This window comes from Micromonospora sp. NPDC048986 (assembly GCF_040649335.1).
GTDB lineage: Bacteria > Actinomycetota > Actinomycetes > Mycobacteriales > Micromonosporaceae > Micromonospora > Micromonospora alfalfae.
In genome coordinates this window covers 76,228-100,714 of sequence record NZ_JBEZFJ010000003.1, presented here as the reverse complement: position 1 = coordinate 100,714, position 24,487 = coordinate 76,228, and the positions used below count along the sequence as shown (strand labels likewise).

19 protein-coding genes are annotated in these 24,487 nt (G+C 69.4%); 10 read left to right on the top strand and 9 right to left on the bottom strand.

The features are described from left to right. Positions 1 to 17: 17 nt before the first annotated feature. Complete coding sequence (locus AB0B94_RS08300) at positions 18 to 746, bottom strand: amino acid ABC transporter ATP-binding protein (protein ID WP_210781094.1); 729 nt, start codon at positions 744 to 746, stop codon at positions 18 to 20. 163 nt (positions 747 to 909) lie between these two features. Between AB0B94_RS08300 and AB0B94_RS08295 the strand changes: the two genes are divergently transcribed. The 3 genes from AB0B94_RS08295 to AB0B94_RS08285 all read left to right on the top strand — a co-directional run bounded on the left by AB0B94_RS08295 (position 910) and on the right by AB0B94_RS08285 (position 3,907). Then, the gene (locus AB0B94_RS08295; protein WP_357270114.1) at positions 910 to 2,088 is read left to right on the top strand and encodes an ROK family transcriptional regulator; all 1,179 of its coding nucleotides are present in this window, start codon (positions 910 to 912) and stop codon (positions 2,086 to 2,088) included. Positions 2,089 to 2,242: 154 nt separating this feature from the next. Continuing rightward, the gene (locus AB0B94_RS08290; RefSeq protein WP_357270111.1) at positions 2,243 to 3,070 is read left to right on the top strand and encodes a DUF3152 domain-containing protein; all 828 of its coding nucleotides are present in this window, start codon (positions 2,243 to 2,245) and stop codon (positions 3,068 to 3,070) included. 222 nt (positions 3,071 to 3,292) lie between these two features. After that, positions 3,293 to 3,907, top strand: coding sequence for a hypothetical protein (locus AB0B94_RS08285; RefSeq protein ID WP_357270108.1), 615 nt, complete (start codon positions 3,293 to 3,295; stop codon positions 3,905 to 3,907). A gap of 204 nt (positions 3,908 to 4,111) precedes the next feature. On the opposite strand, the gene AB0B94_RS08280 is transcribed toward AB0B94_RS08285, so the two are convergent. The 6 genes from AB0B94_RS08280 to ilvD all read right to left on the bottom strand — a co-directional run bounded on the left by AB0B94_RS08280 (position 4,112) and on the right by ilvD (position 12,095). Further along, positions 4,112 to 4,936: a hypothetical protein gene (locus AB0B94_RS08280; RefSeq protein WP_357270105.1), complete on the bottom strand. Its 825-nt coding sequence runs from the start codon at positions 4,934 to 4,936 to the stop codon at positions 4,112 to 4,114. A 109-nt stretch (positions 4,937 to 5,045) separates the two neighbouring features. Further along, positions 5,046 to 5,651 (bottom strand): RloB family protein, encoded by a 606-nt coding sequence (locus AB0B94_RS08275; protein WP_357270102.1) that lies wholly within the window; start codon positions 5,649 to 5,651, stop codon positions 5,046 to 5,048. Further along, entirely contained in the window at positions 5,632 to 6,963 is a 1,332-nt protein-coding gene (locus AB0B94_RS08270) for an AAA family ATPase (RefSeq protein WP_357270099.1), read from the bottom strand. The genes AB0B94_RS08275 and AB0B94_RS08270 overlap by 20 nt, the downstream gene beginning before the upstream one ends. 449 nt (positions 6,964 to 7,412) lie before the next feature. Further along, the gene (locus AB0B94_RS08265) at positions 7,413 to 8,729 is read right to left on the bottom strand and encodes a S1 family peptidase (protein ID WP_357270097.1); all 1,317 of its coding nucleotides are present in this window, start codon (positions 8,727 to 8,729) and stop codon (positions 7,413 to 7,415) included. A 551-nt stretch (positions 8,730 to 9,280) separates the two neighbouring features. Then, positions 9,281 to 10,147, bottom strand: coding sequence for a hypothetical protein (locus AB0B94_RS08260; RefSeq protein ID WP_357270094.1), 867 nt, complete (start codon positions 10,145 to 10,147; stop codon positions 9,281 to 9,283). A 100-nt stretch (positions 10,148 to 10,247) separates the two neighbouring features. After that, the gene (gene ilvD, locus AB0B94_RS08255; protein WP_357270091.1) at positions 10,248 to 12,095 is read right to left on the bottom strand and encodes a dihydroxy-acid dehydratase; all 1,848 of its coding nucleotides are present in this window, start codon (positions 12,093 to 12,095) and stop codon (positions 10,248 to 10,250) included. A gap of 111 nt (positions 12,096 to 12,206) precedes the next feature. Between ilvD and AB0B94_RS08250 the strand changes: the two genes are divergently transcribed. The 5 genes from AB0B94_RS08250 (at position 12,207) to serA (ending at position 20,341) form a co-directional block, all read left to right on the top strand. Then, on the top strand, positions 12,207 to 14,579 hold the full coding sequence (locus AB0B94_RS08250) for a bifunctional diguanylate cyclase/phosphodiesterase (protein WP_357270088.1): 2,373 nt from the start codon (positions 12,207 to 12,209) through the stop codon (positions 14,577 to 14,579). Between the two features lie 188 nt (positions 14,580 to 14,767). Continuing rightward, positions 14,768 to 16,648: an acetolactate synthase large subunit gene (locus tag AB0B94_RS08245; RefSeq protein WP_357270085.1), complete on the top strand. Its 1,881-nt coding sequence runs from the start codon at positions 14,768 to 14,770 to the stop codon at positions 16,646 to 16,648. Between the two features lie 81 nt (positions 16,649 to 16,729). After that, complete coding sequence (gene ilvN, locus AB0B94_RS08240; protein WP_088946549.1) at positions 16,730 to 17,245, top strand: acetolactate synthase small subunit; 516 nt, start codon at positions 16,730 to 16,732, stop codon at positions 17,243 to 17,245. 91 nt (positions 17,246 to 17,336) lie between these two features. Next, on the top strand, positions 17,337 to 18,350 hold the full coding sequence (gene ilvC, locus AB0B94_RS08235) for a ketol-acid reductoisomerase (RefSeq protein WP_355418356.1): 1,014 nt from the start codon (positions 17,337 to 17,339) through the stop codon (positions 18,348 to 18,350). A gap of 392 nt (positions 18,351 to 18,742) precedes the next feature. Further along, entirely contained in the window at positions 18,743 to 20,341 is a 1,599-nt protein-coding gene (gene serA / locus AB0B94_RS08230; RefSeq protein ID WP_357270081.1) for a phosphoglycerate dehydrogenase, read from the top strand. 76 nt (positions 20,342 to 20,417) lie between these two features. Here serA and AB0B94_RS08225 read toward each other — a convergent pair whose 3' ends face one another. Continuing rightward, on the bottom strand, positions 20,418 to 20,774 hold the full coding sequence (locus AB0B94_RS08225) for a hypothetical protein (RefSeq protein ID WP_357270078.1): 357 nt from the start codon (positions 20,772 to 20,774) through the stop codon (positions 20,418 to 20,420). A 309-nt stretch (positions 20,775 to 21,083) separates the two neighbouring features. Next, positions 21,084 to 21,926, bottom strand: a complete 843-nt coding sequence (locus AB0B94_RS08220; protein WP_357270074.1) for an FAD:protein FMN transferase — start codon at positions 21,924 to 21,926, stop codon at positions 21,084 to 21,086. A 226-nt stretch (positions 21,927 to 22,152) separates the two neighbouring features. On the opposite strand from AB0B94_RS08220, the gene AB0B94_RS08215 reads away from it, so the two are divergent. Together AB0B94_RS08215 and AB0B94_RS08210 are read left to right on the top strand one after the other, a co-directional pair. Beyond that, entirely contained in the window at positions 22,153 to 23,184 is a 1,032-nt protein-coding gene (locus AB0B94_RS08215) for a 3-isopropylmalate dehydrogenase (RefSeq protein ID WP_357270071.1), read from the top strand. A gap of 154 nt (positions 23,185 to 23,338) precedes the next feature. Continuing rightward, the gene (locus tag AB0B94_RS08210) at positions 23,339 to 24,436 is read left to right on the top strand and encodes a branched-chain amino acid aminotransferase (RefSeq protein ID WP_238671032.1); all 1,098 of its coding nucleotides are present in this window, start codon (positions 23,339 to 23,341) and stop codon (positions 24,434 to 24,436) included. Positions 24,437 to 24,487: the final 51 nt, after the last annotated feature.

Here is a 24,487-nt window from a genome sequence, read left to right as displayed (position 1 = left end):
CACCCTCCCGTTGGGGGCTAGTGCTGGAGGATCTTGGATAGGAAGTCGCGGGCCCGCTCGGTGCGCGGAGCCGCGAAGAAGTCGTCGGGTGCGCCGGATTCGACGATCCGACCGTCGTCCATGAAGACGACCCGGTCGGCGGCGCGACGGGCGAAGCCCATCTCGTGGGTCACCACGATCATGGTCATCCCCTCGGCGGCGAGGGAGACCATCACGTCGAGCACCTCGTTGACCATTTCCGGGTCGAGGGCCGAGGTCGGCTCGTCGAAGAGCAGCACCTTCGGTTGCATCGCCAGGGCTCGGGCGATCGCGGCACGCTGCTGCTGCCCGCCGGAGAGTTGGGCCGGGTGGTGGTCCGCCTTGTCGGCGATCCCGACGCGCTCCAACAGGGCCATCGCCTGCTGCCGCGCCTCGGGTCGGGGGATCCGACGGACCCGGGTGGGGCCGAGGGTGATGTTGTCCAGCACCGTCTTGTGGCCGAAGAGGTTGAAGGACTGGAAGACCATGCCGACGTCGGCGCGTAGCCGGGCCAGCGCGCGGCCCTCGGCGGGCAGCGGCTCACCGTCGATCTCGACGCTGCCCTGCCCGGCGGTCTCCAGCCGGTTGAGGCAGCGGCACAGTGTCGACTTGCCGGAGCCGGAGGGCCCGACCACGACGACCACCTCGCCGGCGGCCACCGTGAGGTCGATGTCCTTGAGCACGTGCAGCGGACCGAACCACTTGTTCAGGCCGCGTACCGACACCATCGGTCGGTTCGCACCCGTCGTCTCCGGTGCCACCAGACGGCCTCACTTCCTTCGATTACAAAACTAAGTCAGCTTCATATCGAACCAACAGCGTCATCTAAAGGTAGCCAGCAAACTAAGTCAACCGGTTGCTTGAACAAACTCCGGGTGCTAAGAAGCTGACGTGACGATTGACGACGCGCCACGCGATGCCCTCCGGGGCGGCCCCCGGGAGCTACTGCGCTGGGTGGCCACCGGTGCGGCCGTCAGTCGGGCCGACCTGTCCCGCCTCTCCGGGCTCTCCCCGTCGACGGTCTCCCAGCGGGTCGAGGCGTTGATCAGTCAGGGGCTGCTGGAGGAGGCCGGCGCCGGGCGGTCCCGGGGCGGCAGGCGACCCCGCCAACTCGCCGTGCCCACCGGCGGCGCAGTGGTCGGTGCCATCGACCTCGGCGCGCATCACGCCCGCGTCGGCACCCTGGATCTCTCCGGGCGGGTGGTCAAGGCCCGCACCCTGCCGGTCCGCATCGAGGACGGCCCGGAGGCGGTGCTCGGCGCGCTGCTCGCCGAGGTCGCCACGCTGGTGGGCGGCGCTCCGGCGACCGGTGACGGGGCGATGGCCGCAGGTGCGCTCCGCGGCGTCGGCATCGGGATTCCCGGTCCGGTGCAGCACTCCACCGGACGGATCGTCAGCCCATCGCGGATGCCCGGCTGGAACGGCTTCGACGTTGCCGCGTTCTGCGCCGGCCGGGTCGACGTGCCGGTCATCGTGGACAACGACGCCAACCTGATGGCGCTCGGCGCGCACCGCACCGCGCATTCCGAGTTGGACCACGCCGTCTACATCAAGGCCGGCACCGGAATCGGCTCCGGTGTGATCGCCAGTGGACGGTTGCACCGGGGCGCACAGGGATCGGCCGGGGACATCAGCCACTGCCGGGTGGTGGCCGATCCCGCGCCACCGTGCACCTGCGGCAACGCCGGTTGCCTGGAGGCGGTGGCCAGCGGCGCCGCACTGGTCACCGCGCTCCGGGAGCAGGGCGTGCCGGTCTCCGACCTGACCGGTGTGATCCGCCTGATCGACGACGGTGACCGGCAGGCGACCGCCCTCGCCCGGCAGGCCGGCCGCGCCGTCGGCGAGATCCTGGCCGTGGTGGTCAACTTCTTCAACCCGCAGGTGGTGGCCATCGGTGGTCGGCTCGCCGACTGCGAGCCCCTGCTGGCCAGCATGCGGGCCACCCTCTACGAGCGGTGCCTCCCGCTGGCCACCCAGACCCTGCTCATCGAACGCGTCGCCGTCGGCCAGGACGTCGGCATCACCGGTGCCGCCCACCTGGTGATCGACCACGTCGTAGCGGCCGCCTGACCCCGCCCGCTCTGATACCCAGCGTGATTCACCCTGCGCGGTGCGCGCGATATGTCGGGTTATGCCGCAGGTCGTCTTGACAGTTTCCTTACAGGCAGTCACCTAGCCTTCCGGTGTTCCTCATTCACCAGTGATTGCTCCCGGAGGTTTCGACGTGCGGATCAACGGACGGCTGCTCGTGCCGATCTCGTTGGCAGTGGTGCTGGCAACCGCCGCCTGTGGCCTGTCCACACCCGCTTCCGGGCAGGCCGACGCCCCACCCCCCGACCCGGGCTTCCAGAGCTCGGCGCCGAGCCCCGGCGACACGCCCACCTCCAGCCCGACTCCGAAAATTCCGACCGACGCGCAGATTCCCACCAGGGCCGCCGGCACCTTCACCACCGCCAGCGGCACCGGTCGCGTGATCGGCAAGGGCAAGAAGCGGGTGCGCTACAGCGTCTCGGTGGAGAAGGGCATCACCTGGGGTGACATCCCCGCCTGGAAGCCGGACCGGTTCGCCGCGAGCATCGAGCAGGTGTTGGCCGCACCGAACGGGTGGGCCACGTCGGCACAGCACCCGGTCACCAACGCGGCGGTGAACCTGACCCGGGCGTCGTGGTCCTTCCAGCGGGTCGGCACCTCCACTGTCGACGTCGACGTGCGGCTCGCGACCCCGAGGACGGTGGACAGGCTCTGCGGCGCGAGCGGCGTCGACACCGAGGGCGTCTACTCCTGCAAGTACGGCAAGACCATCATGATCAACCTGCGGCGTTGGCTCCAGGGCTCACCGGGATACCCGGTCAGCATCGACGAATACCACGCCGGCGTGATCAATCACGAGTTCGGTCACTTCCTCGGCTTCGCCCACATGAAGTGCGGCGGTCGCGGCAAGCCGGCCCCGGTCATGATGACCCAGACGATGGGCCTGGGCGGGTGCGTGTCAAACGTCAGCCCGTTCGTCGGCGACGGGCAGTTCGTCAGCGGACCGTGGGCGCCGTCCTGACCTGGTGACCCCCGCCCGCTCAGCGTGATCGGACACCTCGTGACGCCGGTCGCGGGCTTGACCACTACTCCTCACCAGCCTTCGTACGGTGGACGGGCTGAGTCTTGATGAGGACCCCGCGGTGCGGGTCGGGCTACCGTGTCGGCTTCCGGGGGAGTCGCGCTGCTGGGGCCAACCGGTGCGGGCGGGTCCGCGCCCGGAGACGACAGGTGGGAGCCGGCGGTGGAGATGGTCGAGCAGCTCATTTCCCGGACGGATGCCTCCTACCAGCGCTGGTTGGCGTCGGTGACCGACGACGTCGTCGCCGACGGAGTGGTCATGTACTGCCTGGCATCACTGCTGGAGCGCAACACGACCTACGGAATCGGCGAGTGGCTCACGGGCCACCTCATGATTGGCCAGGAAGGCGATCGGGGACTCTTCCTCAGGTGCGACGACGGCGGCGGCCCGGTGTTCTGGGCCGACCTGGGCGGTCTCGGCGACGTCGACCTCGATGTCGCCGCACCCGGGTTCGAGGTGTGGCTACGCTCCGGTTTCGCTCTGCCAGCCGACCCGGAGCCACACCTGCCGCCAACCGCCGACGTCTATCTGGGCAACATTCCGGTGGATGGACTTCAGCTGCTGGTAGGGGCAAGGAAGCTGCTGGGTGCGGATTGGCGGTTCGGGGAGCTGCGGGGCCTGCTCGCCGCCCAACCGTTCCTGGCGGCGAGGTCAGCTCAGCTGTACGCGCTTCGCCGCGACCTGGAACACGCCAGTGAGTTGCGGCCGTACCTGCTCTACGCCACCGACCACGGCCTGGCAGCGGTATGGCCGACCGACAGTCCGGATACTCGATGACCCGGGCCTTGCGGTTGGCGGCCAGTGCATGCGGGGAAACCTTCGGCGGGTCGTCTCGAGATGCCGGGAGTGCCCCCACCAACGCAGCGACCGCCCGGCATCGTGGCCGGACGGTCGCTGCGCAGATCCTCGATGACGCAGACGATCCTGCTGCCCAGGAGTCACCGGGACGGTGGACGCTCGGGCCCGTCCCACCAGCCCTAATCAGCGGGTGACGGTCAGGCCCTCCAGCATCTCGGCGAAGTCGGTGGTCTCCGTCGGCGGCGGCGGCTCAATGGCCACCGCCTTGCCGTAGTCGGTGTAGTCGATGACCATGTCGCCCATCGTGCCCATCCCCAGGCCGGCCCGACGCGGGCGGTACTGCTCGTCGACCCACAGGTCGATCTTCAACTCCTTGACGCCCTGGCTGGTCAGCGTCTGCTCGGTGGCGTCACGGCGCGCGGCGTCGATCTGCGCGAGATAGGTGGCCACTGGAGTGGTGACTGTGTAGTGGACAGTCGGCACCCCGTTCACCGTCTCCTGCCCCACCACCGTCGTGCCCTCCAGGGCGAGCAGCGTCTTGACCTGCTTGACCGGGTCGGCGTCCTCGAACTGCTTGCTGAAGTCCGTGCCTGTCATCTCACTCAGACCGGTCAGGTCCATCTTCATCCAGCGCTTTCCGCCGGTGGCGGTGCGGGCTTCGGCCGGCAGCTCGGTGAAGATCACGGCACCGATCATCCGAAGGGTGGTGACGCCCTTCCTGTTGGTCATCTTCATCTCGGCCCTGAGCGGATCACCCAGGTCCAGGACACCCTGCATCGAGATCTTCTCGCCGCCCATCGTGCCCGTCATCGTCACAGTCACCGAGTCGGTCTTGTCGGTGGTCTCGGCCGCCTTCAGCAGCGACCCCTTGAGATCACTGGCCAGCAGCTCCAGGACGCTGGGCTGCTTCGGCGCCTCGGACGCGCCGGACGTCACGCCACAGGCGGAGACAGCGAACGCAGCGAGCGCCGAGACCGCTATCAGAGTGGACTTCTTCCAAGATGACACGTACACGCCTTCCCCCGTACGAATCTGGGGCGATCCCCAGTAGACCGACGACACGCTAGCCCACATGGTCGATTCGTGGGCACCGACTTTGTCTCGAGCGCTGTCACTGTCAGCGAAGCGCCAGCGCCAGCCGCCAAACCGCGGTTGACGGGTTTGCCGCAGGCGGAGGGGGCAGCGTCTGCGCTCTTCCGATGGCGGCCTCGATGCCGCTGCGGAAGTCGTTGAAGTCAAGCCTGGTCTTGTCCCAGTGAGGGAGGTGCTTGCGTAGCAGGGACTCCGCCCTCTTGGCGTCTTCCAGATACCGGCTGCACAAGTCCAGGTGCAGGATGAGCCAGACCTCGAAGCAGGGGTTCGACCAGAGAAGGGTCAGGCCGAGTCGTCGCGACTCTCGCTCTGAAAGCTCTGGTGGGTAGTGGTCGACGTCGCAGATCACGTACGCCTCGTCGAAGTCACTGTCATCCCGTCGGCGAGCCGCGCCTCGCGCCGCGTCGATCGGCGAGCCTGTCTCCACCGCCACGACGAGGCGTTGCTCAAGCCACGGCACCCGCCGAAGCCCATCAAGATAGTCCCGCTCGGTCGATTTGCCGTTGGTGACAGCGAGGATGGTTCGCCGCTGCTCCCTGACGGAGACCCTGCGACGAAGGTCGGTCACCCGGGTCGTGCCGGCCTTGGCGCCGCCCTTGCGTTGCTGCTCGTCAGTCTGTCGCTTCGCCATCCACCGGTCCTCGTGCCGCGATTGCCCGCTCGAACAGATACGTCGAAAGGTCCGGAACCGCGCCGTAGTTGCCGTTGAGGTATCGCCGTTGGCGGTTCTCGCCCTCCTTACGCGGTTTGAAGTCGGTCAGCGGGTACAGGGAAGAGGCACCCTCGTCGTCCTTCTCCACGAACCAGATCTCGTCGCGGCGCAAGATCTCTTCCGCGTCCAGCGTGCCGAGCAGTGCGGCGTCGTGGCTGGTGAAGATGAGCTGACTGCCCAGGGGGTTCGCCTCAGGGCTTCGGAACAGGCTGATGAGTTTGGCGGTCAGGATCGGGTGCAGGCTGGCGTCGATCTCGTCGATCAGCATCGTGGTGCCAGAACGCAGCATCGCGGCGGCGTGCAGGCCTAGTGTCAGTAGTCGCCTGGTCCCGGTCGACTGGTCCTCCAGGCCGAGCAGCGCGGTGCCGTGTGGGCCCTGGTGAGCGAACTGGACGCGTGGCGGATGTAGCGCCCGCGCAGTGGCCCTCGCCAGCCGCTCGCGCATCCCTCGGGCGGGCGGTTCAGACCATGCAGAGTGTTCGTCGTCCGGCGCTGAAGAGACCACCACATCGACGATTCCCACGTCGGCGGCCTGTAGAAGACTGACGACCAGCCGGCGTACCTCTTCGGTGTCGAATCTGCTCACATGGACGAGGGCAGACAGTCCGAGACTCGGATCGGTACGTTGGCCCGTCAGGTAGAACCATCGGTAGGTGTCGTGTAGCGGTTGTGGGTCAGCTGGATCAGGCTCGGGGCGGCTGTGACCGAAGCGGGCGACAGTGCTGAGGAAGAGAGCTGTCGGCGCGGTGATCCCGGCAATCTGCTCCAGATCGCTACGCCGCCCGGACTCCTCGCCCCACGCGAAGACATCACCGTCGCGTTCGAACACACGCCGCCGACGCCCCAACGGATAGTGGTAGAGCCATTCCTCCCGCACCCGGTCGTCGTCGATGTGGAAACCGTAGGTGTGCCTGACTCCGGCGAGCACAAGGTCGACCACGTACCGCGACGGTTGAGTGCTGCTCTCCGGATCCAGCCGGAACGGCTCTCGGGACAAGCCCACGCCCGGTTCGACCGCCCGGTCCGATTCCACAACCATCTGCCGCATGAACGCCACGGCGCCAAGGCAGTTCGACTTGCCGGAAGCGTTCGCTCCGAAGACGCCGACGACCTGCAGCGCGTTGGGGACCGAGTCGTCATTCTCGCTGGCGTCGCTATAGACAGGAGTCAGGTTGAGCTGTTGCTCGTCGCGGAACGAGCGATGGTTGGCGAAGCGGAAACTCAGCAACATTGGTGGTCAGGCCCTACCTGGTGGGCAGTTACGAGCGCGTCCCTGCGAGTAAACCACGAGAAAGCCGTGCAAGCCGACACGAGCGGGCCATGTTGCCGGTTGATTGGCGCGGCTGTGGAGCACAGTCCGAGGCGGGTGGGCGTCCTGGCGACTCCCGGGACACCCATCGATGCCTCAGCGGAAGGTGGCGGTTGCTTGGACGAAGGTGGCCCGGGCGGTAGGGGAGGAGGCGAGCGCCTAGCTTCGCTGTAGACCAACGGCGGCTCAGGCGTGTCTCGGTTGCCGAGCGGGAGATCGAGGACCTGAACCTGCGGAGCCCTGGGTGGGCGACGGGTCAGCGGGGACTGCCGTTGCGCGGCGGGGGTCACTCCTCCGACTGGGGGCCAGGATGCGCAGGCGCGGTAGGTGCGGTGTGTCGAACCTACCGCGCCGAACGATCAGTTCTCGAATTATTGAGTTACGGGGTATGCCCCGTACTCACGTGCGATATCTGCCCAATCCTGGAAATACATGGTAGACCCCGAGCCGGCAGAGGTGATTCCCTTGGCCCGAACTCCCGTGCCGTCCAAGGTGAACACCGGGCCGCCGCTGTCACCGCCTTGGACAGCGGTGCCACCGGCACTCCTCGTCGTCTTGATGAGCCCCTTGACCGTATAACCCTGGTCACCGTCGGAGTCGCAGCAGTTAAACGTGATGTCGGTGCTGTTCAGCTGCTTGAGGCCGCAGATGGTGCCGCTCGTCGAGCCGGACTGACAAACCAGCTCGTTTGCGGCCCAGTAACCCCAGCTGCGGACCGGCTTGGTGTTGGATGTGGTTGCCGTGCCATCGAAGATCAGACCCGAGCCCTGAGCGCCAATGAGAATGATGTCGTATCCGTAGTTCTCGCTGTGCACCGCACCCATGGTCTCAAGGGTGGCGCCCGCGCCCTGACGCGCGATGTCCGGCGCTGTCGCGCAGTGTGCGGCAGTCAGCACGAATTTCGTGCCAGCCCCATTCTTGACGCCCCACCCCGTGGTGCAGGTGCCCCGCCTCGCGCCATTACGCCACGACTCCCATCTGCCACCGCCATTCCACGCGCTGAAGTCATCGATACGACTGGCCATCAGCTCGATGGGCTTTTCGCCGGTAGTCACCTGAACGGGGACGCTCAATCCAGCATCGCGAATGATGCTGGCTGCGGGAACGATCGGGGTCTTGCCCTTGGCTGCACGTCGGGTTGCGATCTGTGCGGATTGCGTGGCCGGGATCCGCTCGATCACCAGCCCACTACCGTTATGCTCCATGCTGACCGCTTGGATGTCGCTGCTGCCCCGAGACTTGATGGTATCGCTGATTTTCGCAGCGTTCGCCTCCAGCTCGGACTTCGAATGCGCCGCAGGGCTGACCTTGATCGGCCCATAGGCCCGCGCCCGGGTAACCGCGCTCGCCATGGAGGTGGTCAGGGAGCCCTTGAAGTACAGAGTCACCCCAGCGCCCTCGAAGGCGACGCCCGCGAACCCGGAATTCGGTGCCTTCACATACTCTTCGTACAAGGCTTGAACGGCTGGCTGCAGTTTGGCCTGCTCTTGCATTGTGGCCAGAATCGCGGGGTCGATGTTTTGGATGGATTGCGCATCCGGCTTCGCCTCGCCCGCTGGTTTAGCCGTCTCCTGGGCGAGGGCCACGTTGGACGGTGCCATGGCGAGAGGAAGCAGCACAAGCGAGGCTACGAGACCTCGACGACCGTTGCGCCATCCAAAAAGCCGCGGCGGATATTTCGATGCCATTCAGGACCATCCTTCTTCTGACTTTAGGCGGCGAGCCAACAAGAATTTGAGAGATGCCCAAGGGGTGCTTGTCTCACTTCAATCATCGATGGCGCGAAGAAGTTCCTCCCCTTGTCAGGGAAGGCGCACGTCATCGAGCTTGTCTCAATGCGAAGGGTTCGAGTCTTCTGAGGCAGCGTCAGGCAGGGGAGGCACAAGGGCCTGGTGGCTGACGTGAGATGTGAATTCCGGACGGACTGCTAATGCGTGTCCGTGGTCGGGATGCGGCTAGCGACTCTTTTGGGCGCGCTGGCTCGATGCTGCAGATTCATTCGACGTCCTCCCCGTTGGCAAGATCGTACGCAGACCTCTTCGTCCGCCACAAGAACCATCGTTAATTCCGCTGACCAAGGTGGCGTGTAAGGTCTGAATCAGGCATAGATACCATATAGGCCAATGAATGTAATTTGCCGATGGCCAGTGGTGCTGGTGTGCGCAGCCAGCTGCCGTATCGCCGACGTGTGCCAGCGGCCGTCACCTGGGGTCATCGACGAAAGCTGTCGGCGAGGCTCTCAGGCCTTGTCGACGCGGGGCCGCGCAGCTCGCTCGTTCGCCCGGATCAGGTACAGGCCGGCGCCGAGGGCAAGCCCGGGTGCCAACACGAGCAGCACGGCTTCAGCAGGTGCCGACAGCACCTGGCCATCCCATACGCCGAACGGCCTTGGCAGGCCCAGATGGATCGTGGCGTACCCGGCGACGCCCGCTCCCATCAACGTGAGAACGCGTTTGCGGACGGCAGGCCCAAGATCCGAAACCGCTGCCAGGGCCAGGGCCAGCACGACCACGAATGTCAGGGCGGCAACGGCGGCGCTCAGCCTTGAGGAGACGACGAACGCGGGTTCGATCGTCGGGACGACGTAACCTGCCTGGGACGGGGCGCCGGGCTCACCCAGGAGAGGGATCGCCGCGGCTGTGAGCGTGGCAGTCGAGGCGGCGGCGACCAGCAGCGTACGTCCGCGGCGGGTCAGGAGGTCCAAGCCGCGCTCAACCGGGGATGCCACGCTCAACAGCGCCGCTGCCGTGAACGCCAGCAGCAAGGGCCACGATTCAAGGTCAAGCGTCGCCCCCGAGCGTCGGCCACCGGTGAAGCTGGTCGTGAGCACGGCAACCTCGTACAGCACCGCAGCCCACGCGCCCAGCACGACGGCGGTGCGCCACCGCGCGAAGATGGCGATGCCGACCGCCACCCACGCCACGGCGCGCAACCAGGTCCCGGTCGGCAGGGCGACCACTGTTTCGCCGGTACGGGCGAGGAAGGTCGCAGCCTCGACCAGCGGGCGTAGCTGACGAGCGGCCAGGATCAAGGCGACGACGACGGCGACAATCGCGGCAGCGTCCGCCCAGAGTGACCGGCGAGCCGGCTGGTCAACGTTATCCACGTGTACCTAGACGGTGAATTCCCCGGCACGGTTGCACCTGGAACCGCCGATTCTGTTCCCGGTGTCCAGCGCGACCGGCTCGCCCGGCCGTCATGAGCGGTTACTCCGGGACGCGACGGTAGGCGCCGTCGCTGGCCGAGGTGGCCATCGAGGCGTACGCGCGCAGCGCCGCCGACACCGGCCGCTGCCGATCGGTCGGGGTGTACGGCTTGTCGCGCTTCTCCTCGGCCACCCGCCGAGCCTCCAGCTCCTCGGCGGGCACGTTCAGCTCGATCGACCGGCCGGGGATGTCGATGACGACCTCGTCGCCGTCGCGGACCAGGGCGATCAGCCCGCCGGAGGCCGCCTCGGGGGAGACGTGCCCGATGGAGAGCCCGGAGGTGCCGCCGGAGAACCGGCCGTCGGTGAGCAGCGCACAGGAGCGGCCCAGCCCGCGGCCCTTGAGGAACGAGGTGGGGTAGAGCATCTCCTGCATGCCGGGGCCGCCCTTGGGCCCCTCGTACCGGATCACCACGACGTCCCCGGCGACCACCTGCTTGGCGAGGATCGCTGTCACCGCGTCGTCCTGCGACTCGTAGACCTTTGCCGGGCCACGGAAGGTCAGGCAGTCGTCGGGCACGCCGGCGGTCTTCACCACACTGCCCTCGGGTGCCAGATTGCCGTGCAGGATGGCCAGCCCACCGTCGGCGGAGTAGGCGTGCTCGCGGTCCCGGATGCAGCCGCCGGCCGCGTCGGTGTCCAGCGACGACCACCGGTTGGTGGTGGAGAACGGCTCGACTGTGCGCACCCCGCCCGGGGCGGCGTGGAACAGCTCGACAGCCGTCGGGGTGGGGGAGCCACCGCGGACGTCCCAGTCGGTCAGCCACTGTGCCAGTGAGGGGGAGTGCACCGCGTGCACGTTCCGGTTGAGCTGCCCGGCCCGGTCCAGTTCTCCGAGGATCGCCGGGATGCCGCCGGCCCGGTGCACGTCCTCCATGTGGTAGTTCGGCGAGTTCGGCGCGACCTTTGCCAGGCACGGCACCCGCCGGGAGATCGCGTCGATGTCGGTGACGCCGAAGTCCATCTCCGCCTCGCGGGCGGCGGCGAGCAGGTGCAGCACAGTGTTCGTGGAGCCGCCCATCGCCACGTCCAGGGCGACAGCGTTCTCGAAGGCGGCCTTGGAGGCGACGGTACGGGGCAGCACCGAGTCGTCGTCGCCGTCGTACCACCGCTTGGAGATCTCGACGATGGTCCTGCCTGCCTCGACGAAGAGCGACCGGCGGGCGGCGTGGGTGGCCAGCGTCGAACCGTTGCCGGGCAGCGCGAGCCCGATCGCCTCGGTGAGGCAGTTCATCGAGTTGGCGGTGAACATGCCGGAGCAGGAGCCGCAGGTCGGGCAGGCGGAACGTTCGATCTCACCGAGCTGCTCGTCGGTGACCGCCTCGTTCGAGGAGGCGATCATCGCGTCGATCAGGTCGATCTTGCTGTGCACGACGCCCTCGATGGCCATCGTCTTGCCGGCCTCCATCGGGCCGCCGGAGACGAAGACGGTGGGGATGTTGAGCCGCAACGCGGCCAGCAGCATCCCGGGGGTGATCTTGTCGCAGTTGGAGATGCAGACCAGGGCGTCCGCGCAGTGCGCGTTGACCATGTATTCGACCGCGTCGGCGATCAGCTCACGGCTGGGCAGCGAGTAGAGCATGCCGCCGTGGCCCATCGCGATGCCGTCGTCGACCGCGATGGTGTTGAACTCCCGGCCCACCCCACCGGCCTCGGCGACCGCGTCGGCGACCAGGCCACCCATGTCCTTGAGGTGTACGTGACCAGGCACGAACTGGGTGAAACTGTTGGCGATGGCGACGATCGGCTTGCCGAAATCGTCGTCGGTCATCCCGGTGGCCCGCCAGAGGGCCCGGGCGCCGGCCATCGTCCGACCGTGTGTGGAGGTCCTCGACCGCAGCTCAGGCATGCATACCAGCATGACACCGTCGGCGCGCGGGCCCACCCGGGTATCTGCCGTGTCCCAACAGATGCACACTCAGCCCCCCAAGACGTGCGCCCATCCGGCACTCTTGGAGGCGTGCATCTTCCACCGGGCATGGTCGCTGTCGCGGCGCTCAGCGGGCTCGTCGCCGCGGTGGCCACCGTGCTGCTGACCCTCGTCGCCCGGCGGCGGACGGTGCCGCGTCGGCCGGCACACGTGCTGCTCGCGGCGGCCGCCGGTGTGGCAGTGCTCAGCCTTCTGGCCGGGGTCGTCGCCGCGCTCAGCGCGACTGACCACTGGGCCCACGAGCAGGGGCAGCGCACCGGTTGGGCGACAGTGGTGGCGATCGGCACGGCGGTGAGCGGGCTGGTCTTCGCCGCTGGTCTGCTCCGGCTGCCGGGGGTGGCCGCCACAGCGGCCGGAACCGCTCGGCTCGCCCTGGACGGGTTGGTCATGGCGGCGGCGCTGTGGTTCGTCGGTTGGGTGCTCTTCTCCGAGCCCACCCGATTGCTCGGTGCCGCCACCCCGATGGCCTGCCCGGCGATCCTGGTGGCCACTGTGAGTGCGGCGCTCGGTGCCGGGCTCGTCGTGATCGTCGTCTTCCGGGCCGCCGCGCCACGTCGACGGCTCGCCGCGCTGGGCGCCGGCATCAGCGCTGTGACCTGCGGCGGGCTGGGTCTCAGCGCCGGGCTCTGTCAGGCCGGGCCGACCATGGCGTTGACCGGTGCGGCGGTGCTCGCCGCCGGTCTGCTGACCATCGCGCTCGCTGTGTACCGGGCCGACCGGCCGGGGCAGATCGACCTGGACCTGGTCGGTAGCGACGGCGAGTACGCGATCGCACCGATGCTGGCGATGGCCGCCTCGGCCATGTACCACCTCGCCCAGGACGGTCGGTTCACAGCGCCGGGCATCGTGGCCGGCAGCGTGGAGGGCTTCGCCCTGGTGGCACGGCAGTACCTCACCCTGCGCGACGTCAGGGGGTACGCGAGCCGGCTGGCCGAGCGGGAGGCGCACTTCCGGGAGCTGGCGCACACCGATCCGCTGACGTCGTTGGCCAACCGGCGCGGGCTGCTCCGGGCCCTGCACCGCAACGCCGCCGACCACAACCCGTGTGTGCTGCTCGGTCTGGACCTGGACGGTTTCAAGAACGTCAACGACATGCGGGGCCACGACGTGGGCGACGCCGTGCTGGCCGAGGTGGGCCGGCGGCTGCGCGGCAACCTGCGCCCCGGCGACGTGGCCGCCCGGCTGGGTGGCGACGAGTTCGCCGTACTCATGCAGGGCCGGCCGGTCGAGGCGGACCGGGTCGCCGAACGGCTCCTCGGGGTGCTCAACCGGCCCTACGACCAGCCGGAGGGGCCGGTCTTCCTGTCGGTGAGCATCGGGGTGGCCGACTGGGCCGACGAGCCCGACGTGGAGTTGCTGCTGCGCCACGCCGACCTGGCGTTGCGCTACGCCAAGCAGCGTGGCAAGAACCGGATCGAGCGGTACGACGCCGCGTACGACCAACTGCTGCGCCGTCGTACGACTGTGGAGCACGAGCTGCGTGGGGCCATCGACCGCGACGAGCTGCGGTTGGCGTTCCAGCCGGTGGCGTCGCTGCCGTCGGTGCGGCCGGTCGGCGCCGAGGCGCTGCTCCGCTGGCACCATCCCGAGCTGGGCAACGTGCGTCCGGACGAGTTCATCCCGCTCGCCGAGGAGTGCGGCATGATCGCCCCGCTCGGCGCCTGGGTGCTGCACCAGGCCTGTTACCAGCTCTCCCGGTGGCTGGCGGACGGGCACGACGTCTGGGTGTCGGTGAACGTCTCCCCGCGCGAGCTGCACGCCCCGGAGTACGTGGTCCAGGTCGCCGAGGCGCTGCGCGCCCACCACGTGCCGCCGCAGCGGCTGGTGCTGGAGGTCACCGAGCACGCCGTCGCCACCGACCTGGACGAGCTGATCCGGCGGCTCACCGCGCTGCGGTTGACAGGTGTCCGGATCGCGCTGGACGACTTCGGGGCCGGCTACTCGTCGCTGGGGCAGCTACGCCGGTTGCCGATCGACATCCTCAAGATCGACCACAGTCTGGTCGCCGAGCACGAGCCGGTCCGCCCGGTCGGCCAGGACGGCCCGGCGTTCGCCCCGATGGTCGACATCGTCATGCGCCTGGGTCACCAGTTGGGGTTGGAGGTGATCGCCGAGGGGGTGACCACGCCGACCGAGTTGGCCGCGGTGGTGGCGGCCGGTTGCCGCTTCGGCCAGGGCGCGCTCTTCGGCTGGGGAGTGCCGGCCGAGCACCTGGAGGCGATGCTGGAGGCGGCCACATCCCCGGGCGCGCGTCCCGCTCCGGTGCCCGCGCCACGGCGTGCCGCGGGTGGGTCCGAGCAGCTCAACCCGCCTGGCGATGGCGCGTCGCAGGCCGACGCGCCGACCCCCGTTAACCAACATGTGGGATCAGTTGACTCATCGCGTGAGATGCGTCAGGCTTAGCCGCATGTCGTCGTACCGGTCGCTGCGAGTACTTACCTGAGCGCACTCTCCCTCACCGAGAGTGCGCTGGCCCCGTGCATCTGCACGAGGGCCGTTTTTATTGCCATCGGAACCTGGCGAGGCGGGCCCCGCCCGCGTCGCATCGCTTGACTAGCCACCAGCCACTCCAGCCGAAGGCCAGAACCGCCATGACGAGACCCACGCCCGAGACCCTCGCCCACACCGCCCGCCGGGCCCGCGCGGCCGCCGACCCGACCCTCGACGTCGACCAGGCCGCCACCCGCACGGCCACCCCGGCCGTTCCGGCGGTACGGCCCGCCGCCGCGACCCCGATCTCCGGGGCCGGCTCGCTCGTGCGGTCCCTTGAGGCGCTCGACGTCGACGTCGTCTTCGGCATTCCGGGCGGCGCGATCCTGCCGGCGTACGACCCGCTCTACGACTCGACGGTCCGGCACATCCTGGTGCGGCACGAGCAGGGCGCGGGGCACGCGGCGACCGGCTACGCGCAGGCCACCGGCAAGGTCGGCGTCTGCATCGCCACCTCCGGCCCGGGCGCGACGAACCTGGTCACCCCGATCGCCGACGCGTACATGGACTCGGTGGCGATGGTGGCGATCACCGGGCAGGTGGCCAGCCCGTTGATCGGCACCGACGGCTTCCAGGAAGCGGACATCCAGGGCATCACCCTGCCGATCACCAAGCACAACTTCCTCGTGCAGAACGCCGAGGAGATCCCCCGGGTGCTGGCCGAGGCGTTCCACCTGGCCAGTAGCGGGCGACCCGGCCCGGTGCTGGTCGACATCCCCAAGGACGTGCTCCAGGCGCCGACCACCTTCTCCTGGCCGCCCACCCTGGACCTGCCCGGCTACCGGCCCACCCTGCACCCGCACGGCAAGCAGATCCGGGAGGCGGCGCGGCTGATGGCCGCGGCCCGACGGCCGGTGCTCTACGTCGGCGGCGGGGTGCTCAAGGCCGGTGCCACCGACGGGCTGCGCCGGCTGGCCGAGCTGACCGGCATTCCGGTCGTCACCACGCTGATGGCGCTCGGGGCGTTCCCCGACTCGCATCAGCAGCACCTGGGGATGCCCGGCATGCACGGCACTGTCGCCGCTGTCTACGGCCTGCAGAAGGCGGATCTGATCGTCGCGCTGGGCGCACGCTTCGACGACCGGGTCACCGGCAAACTGGATTCGTTCGCCCCGGACGCGGCAGTGGTGCACGCGGACATCGACCCCGCCGAGATCGGCAAGAACCGGCATGTGGACGTCCCGATCGTCGGCGACGCCAAGCACGTCATCGACGAGCTGATCGCCGCGGTGACCGCCGAGCGCTCGGCGGGGCGCACCGCCGACCTCGGTGACTGGTGGACGCAGCTGAACGACCTGCGCACCCGTTACCCACTGGGCTACGACGAGCCGGTCGACGGGACCCTGTCCCCGCAGTACGTGATCAAGCGGCTGGGCGAGATCGTCGGCCCGGACGCGATCTTCGTGGCCGGGGTGGGCCAGCACCAGATGTGGGCGTCGCAGTTCATCTCCTACGAGAAGCCGTACACCTGGTTGAATTCCGGCGGCCTCGGCACCATGGGCTACGCGGTGCCCGCGGCGATGGGCGCCAAGGTCGGCAAGCCGGACACCGTGGTCTGGGCGGTGGACGGGGACGGCTGCTTCCAGATGACCAACCAGGAGTTGGCCACCTGCGCGTTGGAGGGCATCCCGGTCAAGATCGCCGTCATCAACAACGGCAATCTCGGCATGGTCCGGCAGTGGCAGACGCTCTTCTACAACGAGCGTTACTCCAACACCGAGCTCGGCACCCACAAGCACCGCATCCCCGACTTCGTCAAGCTCGCTGAGGCCCTGGGCTGCATCGGGCTGCGCTGCGAGAGCGCGGCTGACGTGGACAAGACCATCGCCGCCGCCATGGAGATCAACGACGCGCCCGTGGTGATCGACTTCGTGGTCGGCAAGGATGCGATGGTCTGGCCGATGGTCGCCGCCGGCACCAGCAACGACGAGATCATGTTCGCCCGTGGCGTCCGCCCGGTCTTCGACGAGGATGACATCTGACATGAGTGAGCGCAGCGAACGAACCAGCAGGCTCAGCCTTACCCATGGTCGTGACACGACCGAGCGAAGCGAGGCAGTGGCATGACCATGCACACGCTGTCCGTGCTGGTGGAGAACAAGCCGGGCGTGCTCGCCCGGGTCTCCGGCCTGTTCTCCCGGCGCGGGTTCAACATCGACAGCCTCGCCGTCGGCGAGACCGAGAACCCGGACGTCTCCCGGATCACCATCGTGGTCAACGCGGAGTCGTCCCCGCTGGAGCAGGTCACCAAGCAGCTGAACAAGCTTGTCAACGTGCTCAAGATCGTTGAACTGGACCCCCAGGTCTCGGTCGCCCGGGAGTTGCTCCTGGTGAAGGTTCGCGCCGACCGGTCCGCGCGGTCACAGGTGCTGGAGACCGTCAACCTGTTCCGCGCCCGGGTGGTCGACGTCGCACCGGACACGCTGACCATCGAGGCCACCGGCACCCCGGACAAGCTCGACGCGCTGCTCCGCGACCTTGAGGCCTTCGGCATCAAGGAAATGGTCCAGTCCGGGCTGGTGGCCATCGGGCGCGGTTCGCGTTCGATCACCGCCGGTCCCGCGCTGCGGGCCGCCTGACCCGCTGCCGGTCGGCCCCCGGCCGGCCGGCGAATTCATCCGCACAGACCACGACGGGCCGCCCCGGCCGTCGTACGAAAGGGAAGTTCTCATGAGCGTTGAGGTGTACTACGACGACGATGCCGACCTCGGCCTGATCCAGGCCAAGAAGGTCGCGGTGATCGGTTACGGCAGCCAGGGCCACGCCCACGCGCTGTCGCTGCGCGACTCCGGCGTCGACGTGGTGATCGGTCTGCCGGAGGGCTCGAAGAGCCGTCCCAAGGCTGAGGAGCAGGGCCTGCGGGTGCTCACGCCCGCACAGGCCGCCGCCGAGGCCGATGTGATCATGGTGCTCGCACCGGACACCGCCCAGCGCGGGATCTACGCGGAGTCGATCGCCCCGCACCTCGCCCCGGGCAAGGCGATCTTCTTCGGGCACGGCTTCAACATCCGGTACGGCCTGATCAAGCCGCCGGCCGAGGTGGACGTGGCGATGGTCGCGCCCAAGGGCCCCGGCCACCTGGTCCGCCGCCAGTACAGCGACGGCAAGGGCGTGCCCTGTCTCGTCGCCGTCGAGCAGGACGCCAGCGGCAACGCGCTCGCGCTCGCTCTCGCGTACGCCAAGGGGATCGGCGGCACCCGGGCCGGCGCGATCAAGACCACCTTCACCGAGGAGACCGAGACCGACCTCTTCGGCGAGCAGGCGGTGCTCTGCGGCGGCGCCTCGGCGCTGGTGCAGACCGGGTTCGAGGTGCTCACCGAGGCGGGCTACGCCCCGGAGGTCGCCTACTTCGAGTGCCTGCACGAGCTGAAGCTGATCGTCGACCTGATGTACGAGGGCGGCATCGCGAAGATGCGCTACAGCATCTCCGACACCGCCGAGTACGGCGACCTCTCCCGTGGCTCGCGCATCATCGACTCCCGGGTCAAGGACGAGATGCGCAAGATCCTGGGTGAGATCCAGTCCGGCGAGTTCGCCCGCGAGTGGGTCGCTGAGGACGAGGCCGGCCGGCCCAACTTCACCAAGTGGCAGGCCGAGGGTGCGGCGCACCCGATCGAGGAGACCGGCAAGAAGCTGCGCGGCATGATGAGCTGGGTCGACCGTCCGATCACCGAGACCGCCTGACCCGTCCGAACCACGATCCACCGACAGCCCCTGGGCCGGCGCTCTCCCCAGCGCCGCCCCGGGGCTGCCCGGCATGCTGCCGCCCGTCGATACGTCGGGCGGCAGTGCTCGTGCGCCACGACCCTCCCGCAGTGACCGGGTGACCGACGCCGCCGGGTGCTCGGCGCGGCCGGAGCAACGGTGTCGGTGCGGTGAACGACCGATGTCCGTCGCCCGACCGGGCGTGTGAGGGCACTCACCCCGAAGACCGGAACACGCCGACCAGCGCGGCCCCTACGATCGCCTGTAGGTGCAGCAGCCGGCACCTGACGGCCACGGCACGGATCAGCGCAGGGCGCAGTGCGGCGCCCCGCCGCCCGGGCCGATCGCAAACACGACCTCTACGAGGACCGATGAATCCTGTCGTACTGATCGCCGAAGAACTCGCCCCCGCCGCCATCGAGGTGCTCGCCCACGACTTCGACGTCCGTCACGTCGACGGCACCGACCGTCCGGCCCTGCTCTCGGCGCTCTCCGAGGCCGACGCCGTCATCGTGCGCAGCGCGACCCAGATCGACGCCGAGGCTGTCGCCGCCGCGCCGCGCCTCAAGGTGGTCGCCCGGGCGGGCGTCGGGCTGGACAACGTCGAGGTGCCGGCCGCCACCGCGCGGGGCGTCATGGTCGTCAACGCGCCCACCTCCAACATCGTCTCCGCCGCCGAGCAGGCCGTCGCGTTGCTGCTCGCCGTCGCCCGTAACACCGCGAGCGCCAGTTCCGCGCTCAAGGCGGGGGAGTGGAAGCGGTCGAAGTACACCGGCGTCGAGGTGCAGGGCAAGACTGTCGGCGTGGTCGGCCTCGGGCGGATCGGGGTGCTCTTCGCGTCCCGCATCGCCGCGTTCGGCACCCGGCTGATCGCGTACGACCCGTACATCCAGCCGGCCCGCGCGGCGCAGCTCGGCGTCCGCCTGGTCGGCCTGGAGGAGCTGCTGCGGGAGAGCGACTTCATCTCCATCCACCTGCCGAAGACGCCGGAGACGGTGGGCCTGATCGGTGAGAAGGAGCTGGCGCTCGTCAAGCCCGGCGTTCGCATCATCAACGCCGCCCGTGGTGGGCTGGTCGACGAGCAGGCGCTCGCGGACGCCATCGCTGAGGGTCGGGTAGCCGGCGCCGGTGTCGACGTGTACAGCAAGGAGCCGTGCACCTCGTCGCCGCTGTTCGCCTTCGACAACGTGGTGGCGACCCCGCACCTGGGCGCCTCCACCCACGAGGCGCAGGACAAGGCCGGCCTGGCTGTGGCCAAGAGCGTCAAGCTGGCGTTGCAGGGCGAGTTCGTCCCGGACGCGGTGAACGTGCAGGCCGGCGGTGTGGTCGCCGAGGACGTTCGGCCGCTGCTGCCGCTGGCGGAGAAGCTGGGTCGGGCGTTCACCGCGGTCGCCGGTGGGGTCGCCGCCACCGTCACTGTCGAGGTCCGCGGTGAGATCGTCAGCCACGACGTGTCGGTGCTCAAGCTCGCCGCCACCAAGGGCCTGTTCAGCTCCGTGGTCGAGGAGCAGGTCACCTACGTCAACGCCCCGCACCTGGCCGCCGAGCGTGGCGTCGAGGTCGCCCTGGCCACGCTGGCCGAGACGGCCGAGCAGCCGACCCTGGTCACTGTGCGCGGCGCGCTGCCGGACGGCCGGACGGTCAGTGTCTCCGGCACTGTCACCCACTCCGGCGCTCGTGACGTGCTGAAGCTGACCGAGGTGGACGGCTTCGACGTGGAGATCGGCGCGGAGGGCATCCTGCTCTTCCTGCGCTACGCCGACCGGCCCGGTGTGGTCGGCACTGTCGGCACCCTGCTCGGCGAGTCGGGCATCAACATCGCCGCCATGCAGGTGGCTCGTCGGGAGGCGGGCGGTGAGACGCTGATGACGCTCACCGTCGACCAGGCGCTCGGCGCCGACCTGCTCACCTCGGCCGCCGAGTCGATCGGCGCCACGGCGGCCAGCGCCGCCGACCTGCGCGACGAGTAGTAGACGACAAACGCCGTGGGGGGCCTGGCGATTTCGCCGGGCCCCTCGTCATTTCCCGTCAATGCCGCCGGTCAGGTCAGCGTTGCAGCCGCGCCGGCGGCGGGTAGACCGAGCCGTCCTGCGGGTCGAAGAGCATCAGCCCGTGCTCGCCGGCCAGCCGCTCGATGTCCAGTAGCACCTGGTCCGCGCAGGTCGGGTGCAGGTTCAGCTCGACGTGGTCGTGGGCCGCGTGCAGCGGCGCCACCGCCCACGGGCTGTTCGGGCCGGGGTGACGGTCCGGATAGGAGGCGGTGATCGCCCGGTAGAAGCTGACCACCCGCGGATCGGGGTAGCGGTCCACGTGCCGCCCCTGCCGGCAACCGTTGACCGCTGTCCGCACGTCCTCGGGCGTCGCCCCGTCCTCCAGGGCCCACACGCTCAGATCGAAACTCACGGCGGATAGCGTGCCATCCGCCGTTCAGCATGTCGAAACTGCCTCGCCGCCGGTCAACCACCGATCACCGCGGTCTCCGGCCAGGACGGTCCGGTGTGGAGACTCTTGCGTCGAGTTGCGTCGATTCGCTAGCGTACGCACTGCGGTCACTGGCCGAGTTCGAGGCGCCGGCCCGTCTTCGGGTGGCGCGGTCGACGTCCGGCCCGACCGGTCCGCACCCCTCGGTTGTGCGAGCCACGCGCACTCGTCGCTGACCGGCCCCCACTGTCGTTGCCGAGACCGTGGGGGCCGATCGCGGGCCCGACCGGCTCAGCGACGGTGCGCGAAGAGCGCGCGATAGTCGGAGTTGCCCCGGAACCACGCCAGGCCGGTAGGGCCGGCGGCGTAGAGCGCCGTGGCGTAGGCGTCGGCGATCGTCAGGTCGGGGCCAACCACTGTGGCGGCGACGAGGTGATCGGCCGGCTCGCCGGTGTGCGGGTCCACCACGTGCCCCTGCCGCCCGGTCACCCCGGAGGTGCCGATCGCACCGGCGGTCATCTCCAGCACCAGCGGCGTGCGCTCGGACGCTGTCGGGTGGTGTACCGCGACCCGCCAGGGTCCGCCGTGCGGCGCGCGGCCCCTGACGACGAGGTCGGCGCCGGCGAGTACCGCATAGTCGTGGATGCCGGCGGCGCGCAGTCGCTCCGCGGCGCGTTCCACGGCCCAACCGCCGAGCAGGCCGCCCGGGTCGAAGCCGCCGGGCACCGCCCAGGCGTCGAACCACCCGTCGGTGGCCGCGCGCATCGCGGCGCAGCGGTCCACCAGATCGGCGAGCGGCGGGTACGACTCCGGGCTGATCTCCCCCCGACGCAACCGGGAGACCAGGCTCTCCGGTCGGTTGGGGCCGTAGGTGATGTCGATGGCGCGCAGCTCGGCGACGCTGTCCCGCAGCGCCTCGCCCACGCCCCGGCGGCCGAGCCACTCGGGGGCGTTGAGCAGCAGTGTGTACTCGGCGGTCGCGGTACGTACGGTGTGCTGCACCGCGATCCGGCCCTCGGTGGCGGCGGTGGGGTCGATCCGGTGCCGACGGCTGCCGAGTCGAAGGTCGGGCCGACGGTTGCGGAACGCCGACGGGTCCGGCCAGCGGGTCCGCGGCTGCTCGTCGATGCGCATCGCATCTGCCCCCTCGCGCTCGGTGCCGAGTCGTCACGACCCGGCGGTCAGCAGGGCCCCGTGACCCGCCGACCACCACCCTAGGCAGCGGACATGACCGCCTCATGAGTCCCAGCTGAGAGGGTGCTGTGCATTCTAAATCCCACATGCTGGACGTCGCGTACCGGGAGGCGGGACGGCGACGTACCGTTGCCCGAACGGACCCGTTGAGCAGAGGAGTGCGGTCGTGGCGCGGATCGCTGTGGTGGCCGGAGACGGCATCGGGCCCGAGGTGGTCGCGCAGGCCCGCAAGGTCCTCGACGCGGTGCTGCCCGACGTGCAGGCCACCGAGTACGACCTCGGCGCCGCCCGCTGGCACCGTACCGGAGAGGTGCTTCCCGACTCGGTGCTGACCGAGCTGGCCGGGCACGACGCGATCCTGCTCGGCGCTGTCGGTGACCCGACGGTCCCGCCGGGTGTGCTGGAGCGAGGGCTGCTGCTCAAGCTCCGTTTCGCCTTCGACCAGTACGTCAACCTGCGCCCGTCCCGGCTCTGGCCCGGGGTCGCCGGCCCGCTGGGCAACGTGAAGCCGGGCGAGGTCGACCTCGTGGTGGTGCGCGAGGGCACCGAGGGGCTCTACGCCGGTGCCGGTGGCTCCCTGCACCGGGACACCCCGGCCGAGGTCGCCACCGAGGAGAGCCTGAACACCCGGCACGGCGTGGAGCGGGTCATCCGCGACGCGTTCGCCCGCGCCGGCCGCCGGGAGCGACGCAAGGTCACCCTCGTGCACAAGACCAACGTGCTCACCCACGCCGGGTCGCTCTGGGCGCGCACGTTCGACGCGGTCGCCGCCGAGCACCCGGACATCGAGACCGAGTACCAGCACGTCGACGCGGCGGCCATGTTCCTGGTCACCCAGCCGCAGCGCTACGACGTGGTGGTCACCGACAACCTCTTCGGCGACATCCTCACCGACATCGCCGCCGCCGTCACCGGCGGCATCGGGCTGGCCGCCAGCGGCTGCATCAACCCCGAGGGGGCGTACCCCTCGATGTTCGAGCCGGTGCACGGCTCCGCGCCGGACATCGCCGGGCAGGGCGTCGCCGACCCGGTCGCCGCGGTGCTCTCCGCCGCGTTGCTGCTGGAGCAGCTCGGGCACAGCGAGTCGGCCGCTCGGGTCAACGAGGCCGTCGCCGCCGAGCTGGCCAGCCGGGTTCCGGGCGTAACGCTGCGTACCGAAGAGGTCGGCGACCGGCTCGCCGCCCAGGCCGTAGCCTGATCACCCGGCCCGAGTGGCGACCGGCCCCGGGGCCGGTCTGCCGTGGGCAGCCCGACCGGCGCTACCCGCTTAACGACCGTTCGGGGTAAGTTTCTGGCACAGCCATGTCGGTGTGCGGTCCCGCATGCCGTTGTTCCGCAGGGAGGTCAGCGCGATGAGCGGTGGTGACAAGCTCGACTTCGAGATCCGTCCGAATCTCGCGCCGGTATCCGCCGCCGACCGGGCAGCACTGCTGACCAACCCGGGGTTCGGCCGGGTCTTCACCGACCACATGGTCACCGTCCGCTACGCCGACGGCAAGGGCTGGTACGACGCCCGGGTGGAAGCCCGTGCCCCGATCCCGATGGACCCGGCCAGCGCGGTGCTGCACTACGCGCAGGAGATCTTCGAGGGGCTCAAGGCGTACCGCACCGCCGACGGTGGCGTGACGATGTTCCGGCCGGACGCCAACGCGGCCCGCTTCGCCACCTCCGCGCAGCGGATGGCGATGCCGGTGCTGCCGCCGGAGGTGTTCGTCGACTCGCTGCACAAGCTCATCGAGATCGACCGGGAGTGGATCCCCACCGGCGAGGACGGCAGCCTCTACCTGCGGCCGTTCATGTTCGCCAGCGAGGTCTTCCTCGGCGTCCGCCCGGCCAACGAGTACCTCTACATGGTGATCGCCTCACCGGTCGGGGCGTACTTCACCGGTGGCGTCAAGCCGGTCACCGTCTGGGTCTCCCCGGACTACACCCGGGCCGCGCCCGGCGGCACCGGCGCGGCCAAGTGCGGCGGCAACTACGCCGCGTCGCTGGCGGCGCAGGCGGAGGCCATCGAGGCCGGCTGCGACCAGGTCGTCTTCCTGGACGCGGTGGAGCGCCGGTTCGTCGACGAGCTGGGCGGCATGAACGTCTTCTTCGTCTACGACGACGGCACTGTGGTCACCCCACCGTTGACCGGCACGATCCTGCCGGGCATCACCCGCGACGCCGTCCTCACGCTGGCCGGCGCTGCCGGGCACCGGGTCGAGGAGCGGCCGGTCAGCTTCGCCGACTGGCAGGCCGACGCCGCCAGCGGACGCCTGAAGGAGGTGTTCGCCTGCGGCACCGCCGCGGTGGTCACCCCGATCGGCGGGGTCCGCTTCCCGGACGGCGAGTTCCTGATCGGTGGTGGCGAGCCCGGTCAGGTCACCATGGCGCTGCGTCAGCAGTTGGTCGACATCCAGCGGGGCAAGGCGGCCGACCCGCACGGCTGGGTGCAGCGGGTCTTCTGATCGTCGTCGCTGCGCCGACCCGTCCACCCGGACGGGCCGGCGCAGTCGGCC

Excerpts from the sequence above, each read along its gene's own strand:
- AB0B94_RS08300 (WP_210781094.1), bottom strand. The coding sequence starts at position 746 with ATGGTGTCGGTACGCGGCCTGAACAAGTGGTTCGGTCCGCTGCACGTG.
- AB0B94_RS08275 (WP_357270102.1), bottom strand. The coding sequence starts at position 5,651 with ATGGCGAAGCGACAGACTGACGAGCAGCAACGCAAGGGCGGCGCCAAG.
- AB0B94_RS08270 (WP_357270099.1), bottom strand. The coding sequence starts at position 6,963 with ATGTTGCTGAGTTTCCGCTTCGCCAACCATCGCTCGTTCCGCGACGAG.
- AB0B94_RS08265 (WP_357270097.1), bottom strand. The coding sequence starts at position 8,729 with ATGGCATCGAAATATCCGCCGCGGCTTTTTGGATGGCGCAACGGTCGT.
- ilvD (WP_357270091.1), bottom strand. The coding sequence starts at position 12,095 with ATGCCTGAGCTGCGGTCGAGGACCTCCACACACGGTCGGACGATGGCC.
- AB0B94_RS08245 (WP_357270085.1), top strand. The coding sequence starts at position 14,768 with ATGACGAGACCCACGCCCGAGACCCTCGCCCACACCGCCCGCCGGGCC.
- ilvN (WP_088946549.1), top strand. The coding sequence starts at position 16,730 with ATGACCATGCACACGCTGTCCGTGCTGGTGGAGAACAAGCCGGGCGTG.
- ilvC (WP_355418356.1), top strand. The coding sequence starts at position 17,337 with ATGAGCGTTGAGGTGTACTACGACGACGATGCCGACCTCGGCCTGATC.
- serA (WP_357270081.1), top strand. The coding sequence starts at position 18,743 with ATGAATCCTGTCGTACTGATCGCCGAAGAACTCGCCCCCGCCGCCATC.
- AB0B94_RS08220 (WP_357270074.1), bottom strand. The coding sequence starts at position 21,926 with ATGCGCATCGACGAGCAGCCGCGGACCCGCTGGCCGGACCCGTCGGCG.
- AB0B94_RS08210 (WP_238671032.1), top strand. The coding sequence starts at position 23,339 with ATGAGCGGTGGTGACAAGCTCGACTTCGAGATCCGTCCGAATCTCGCG.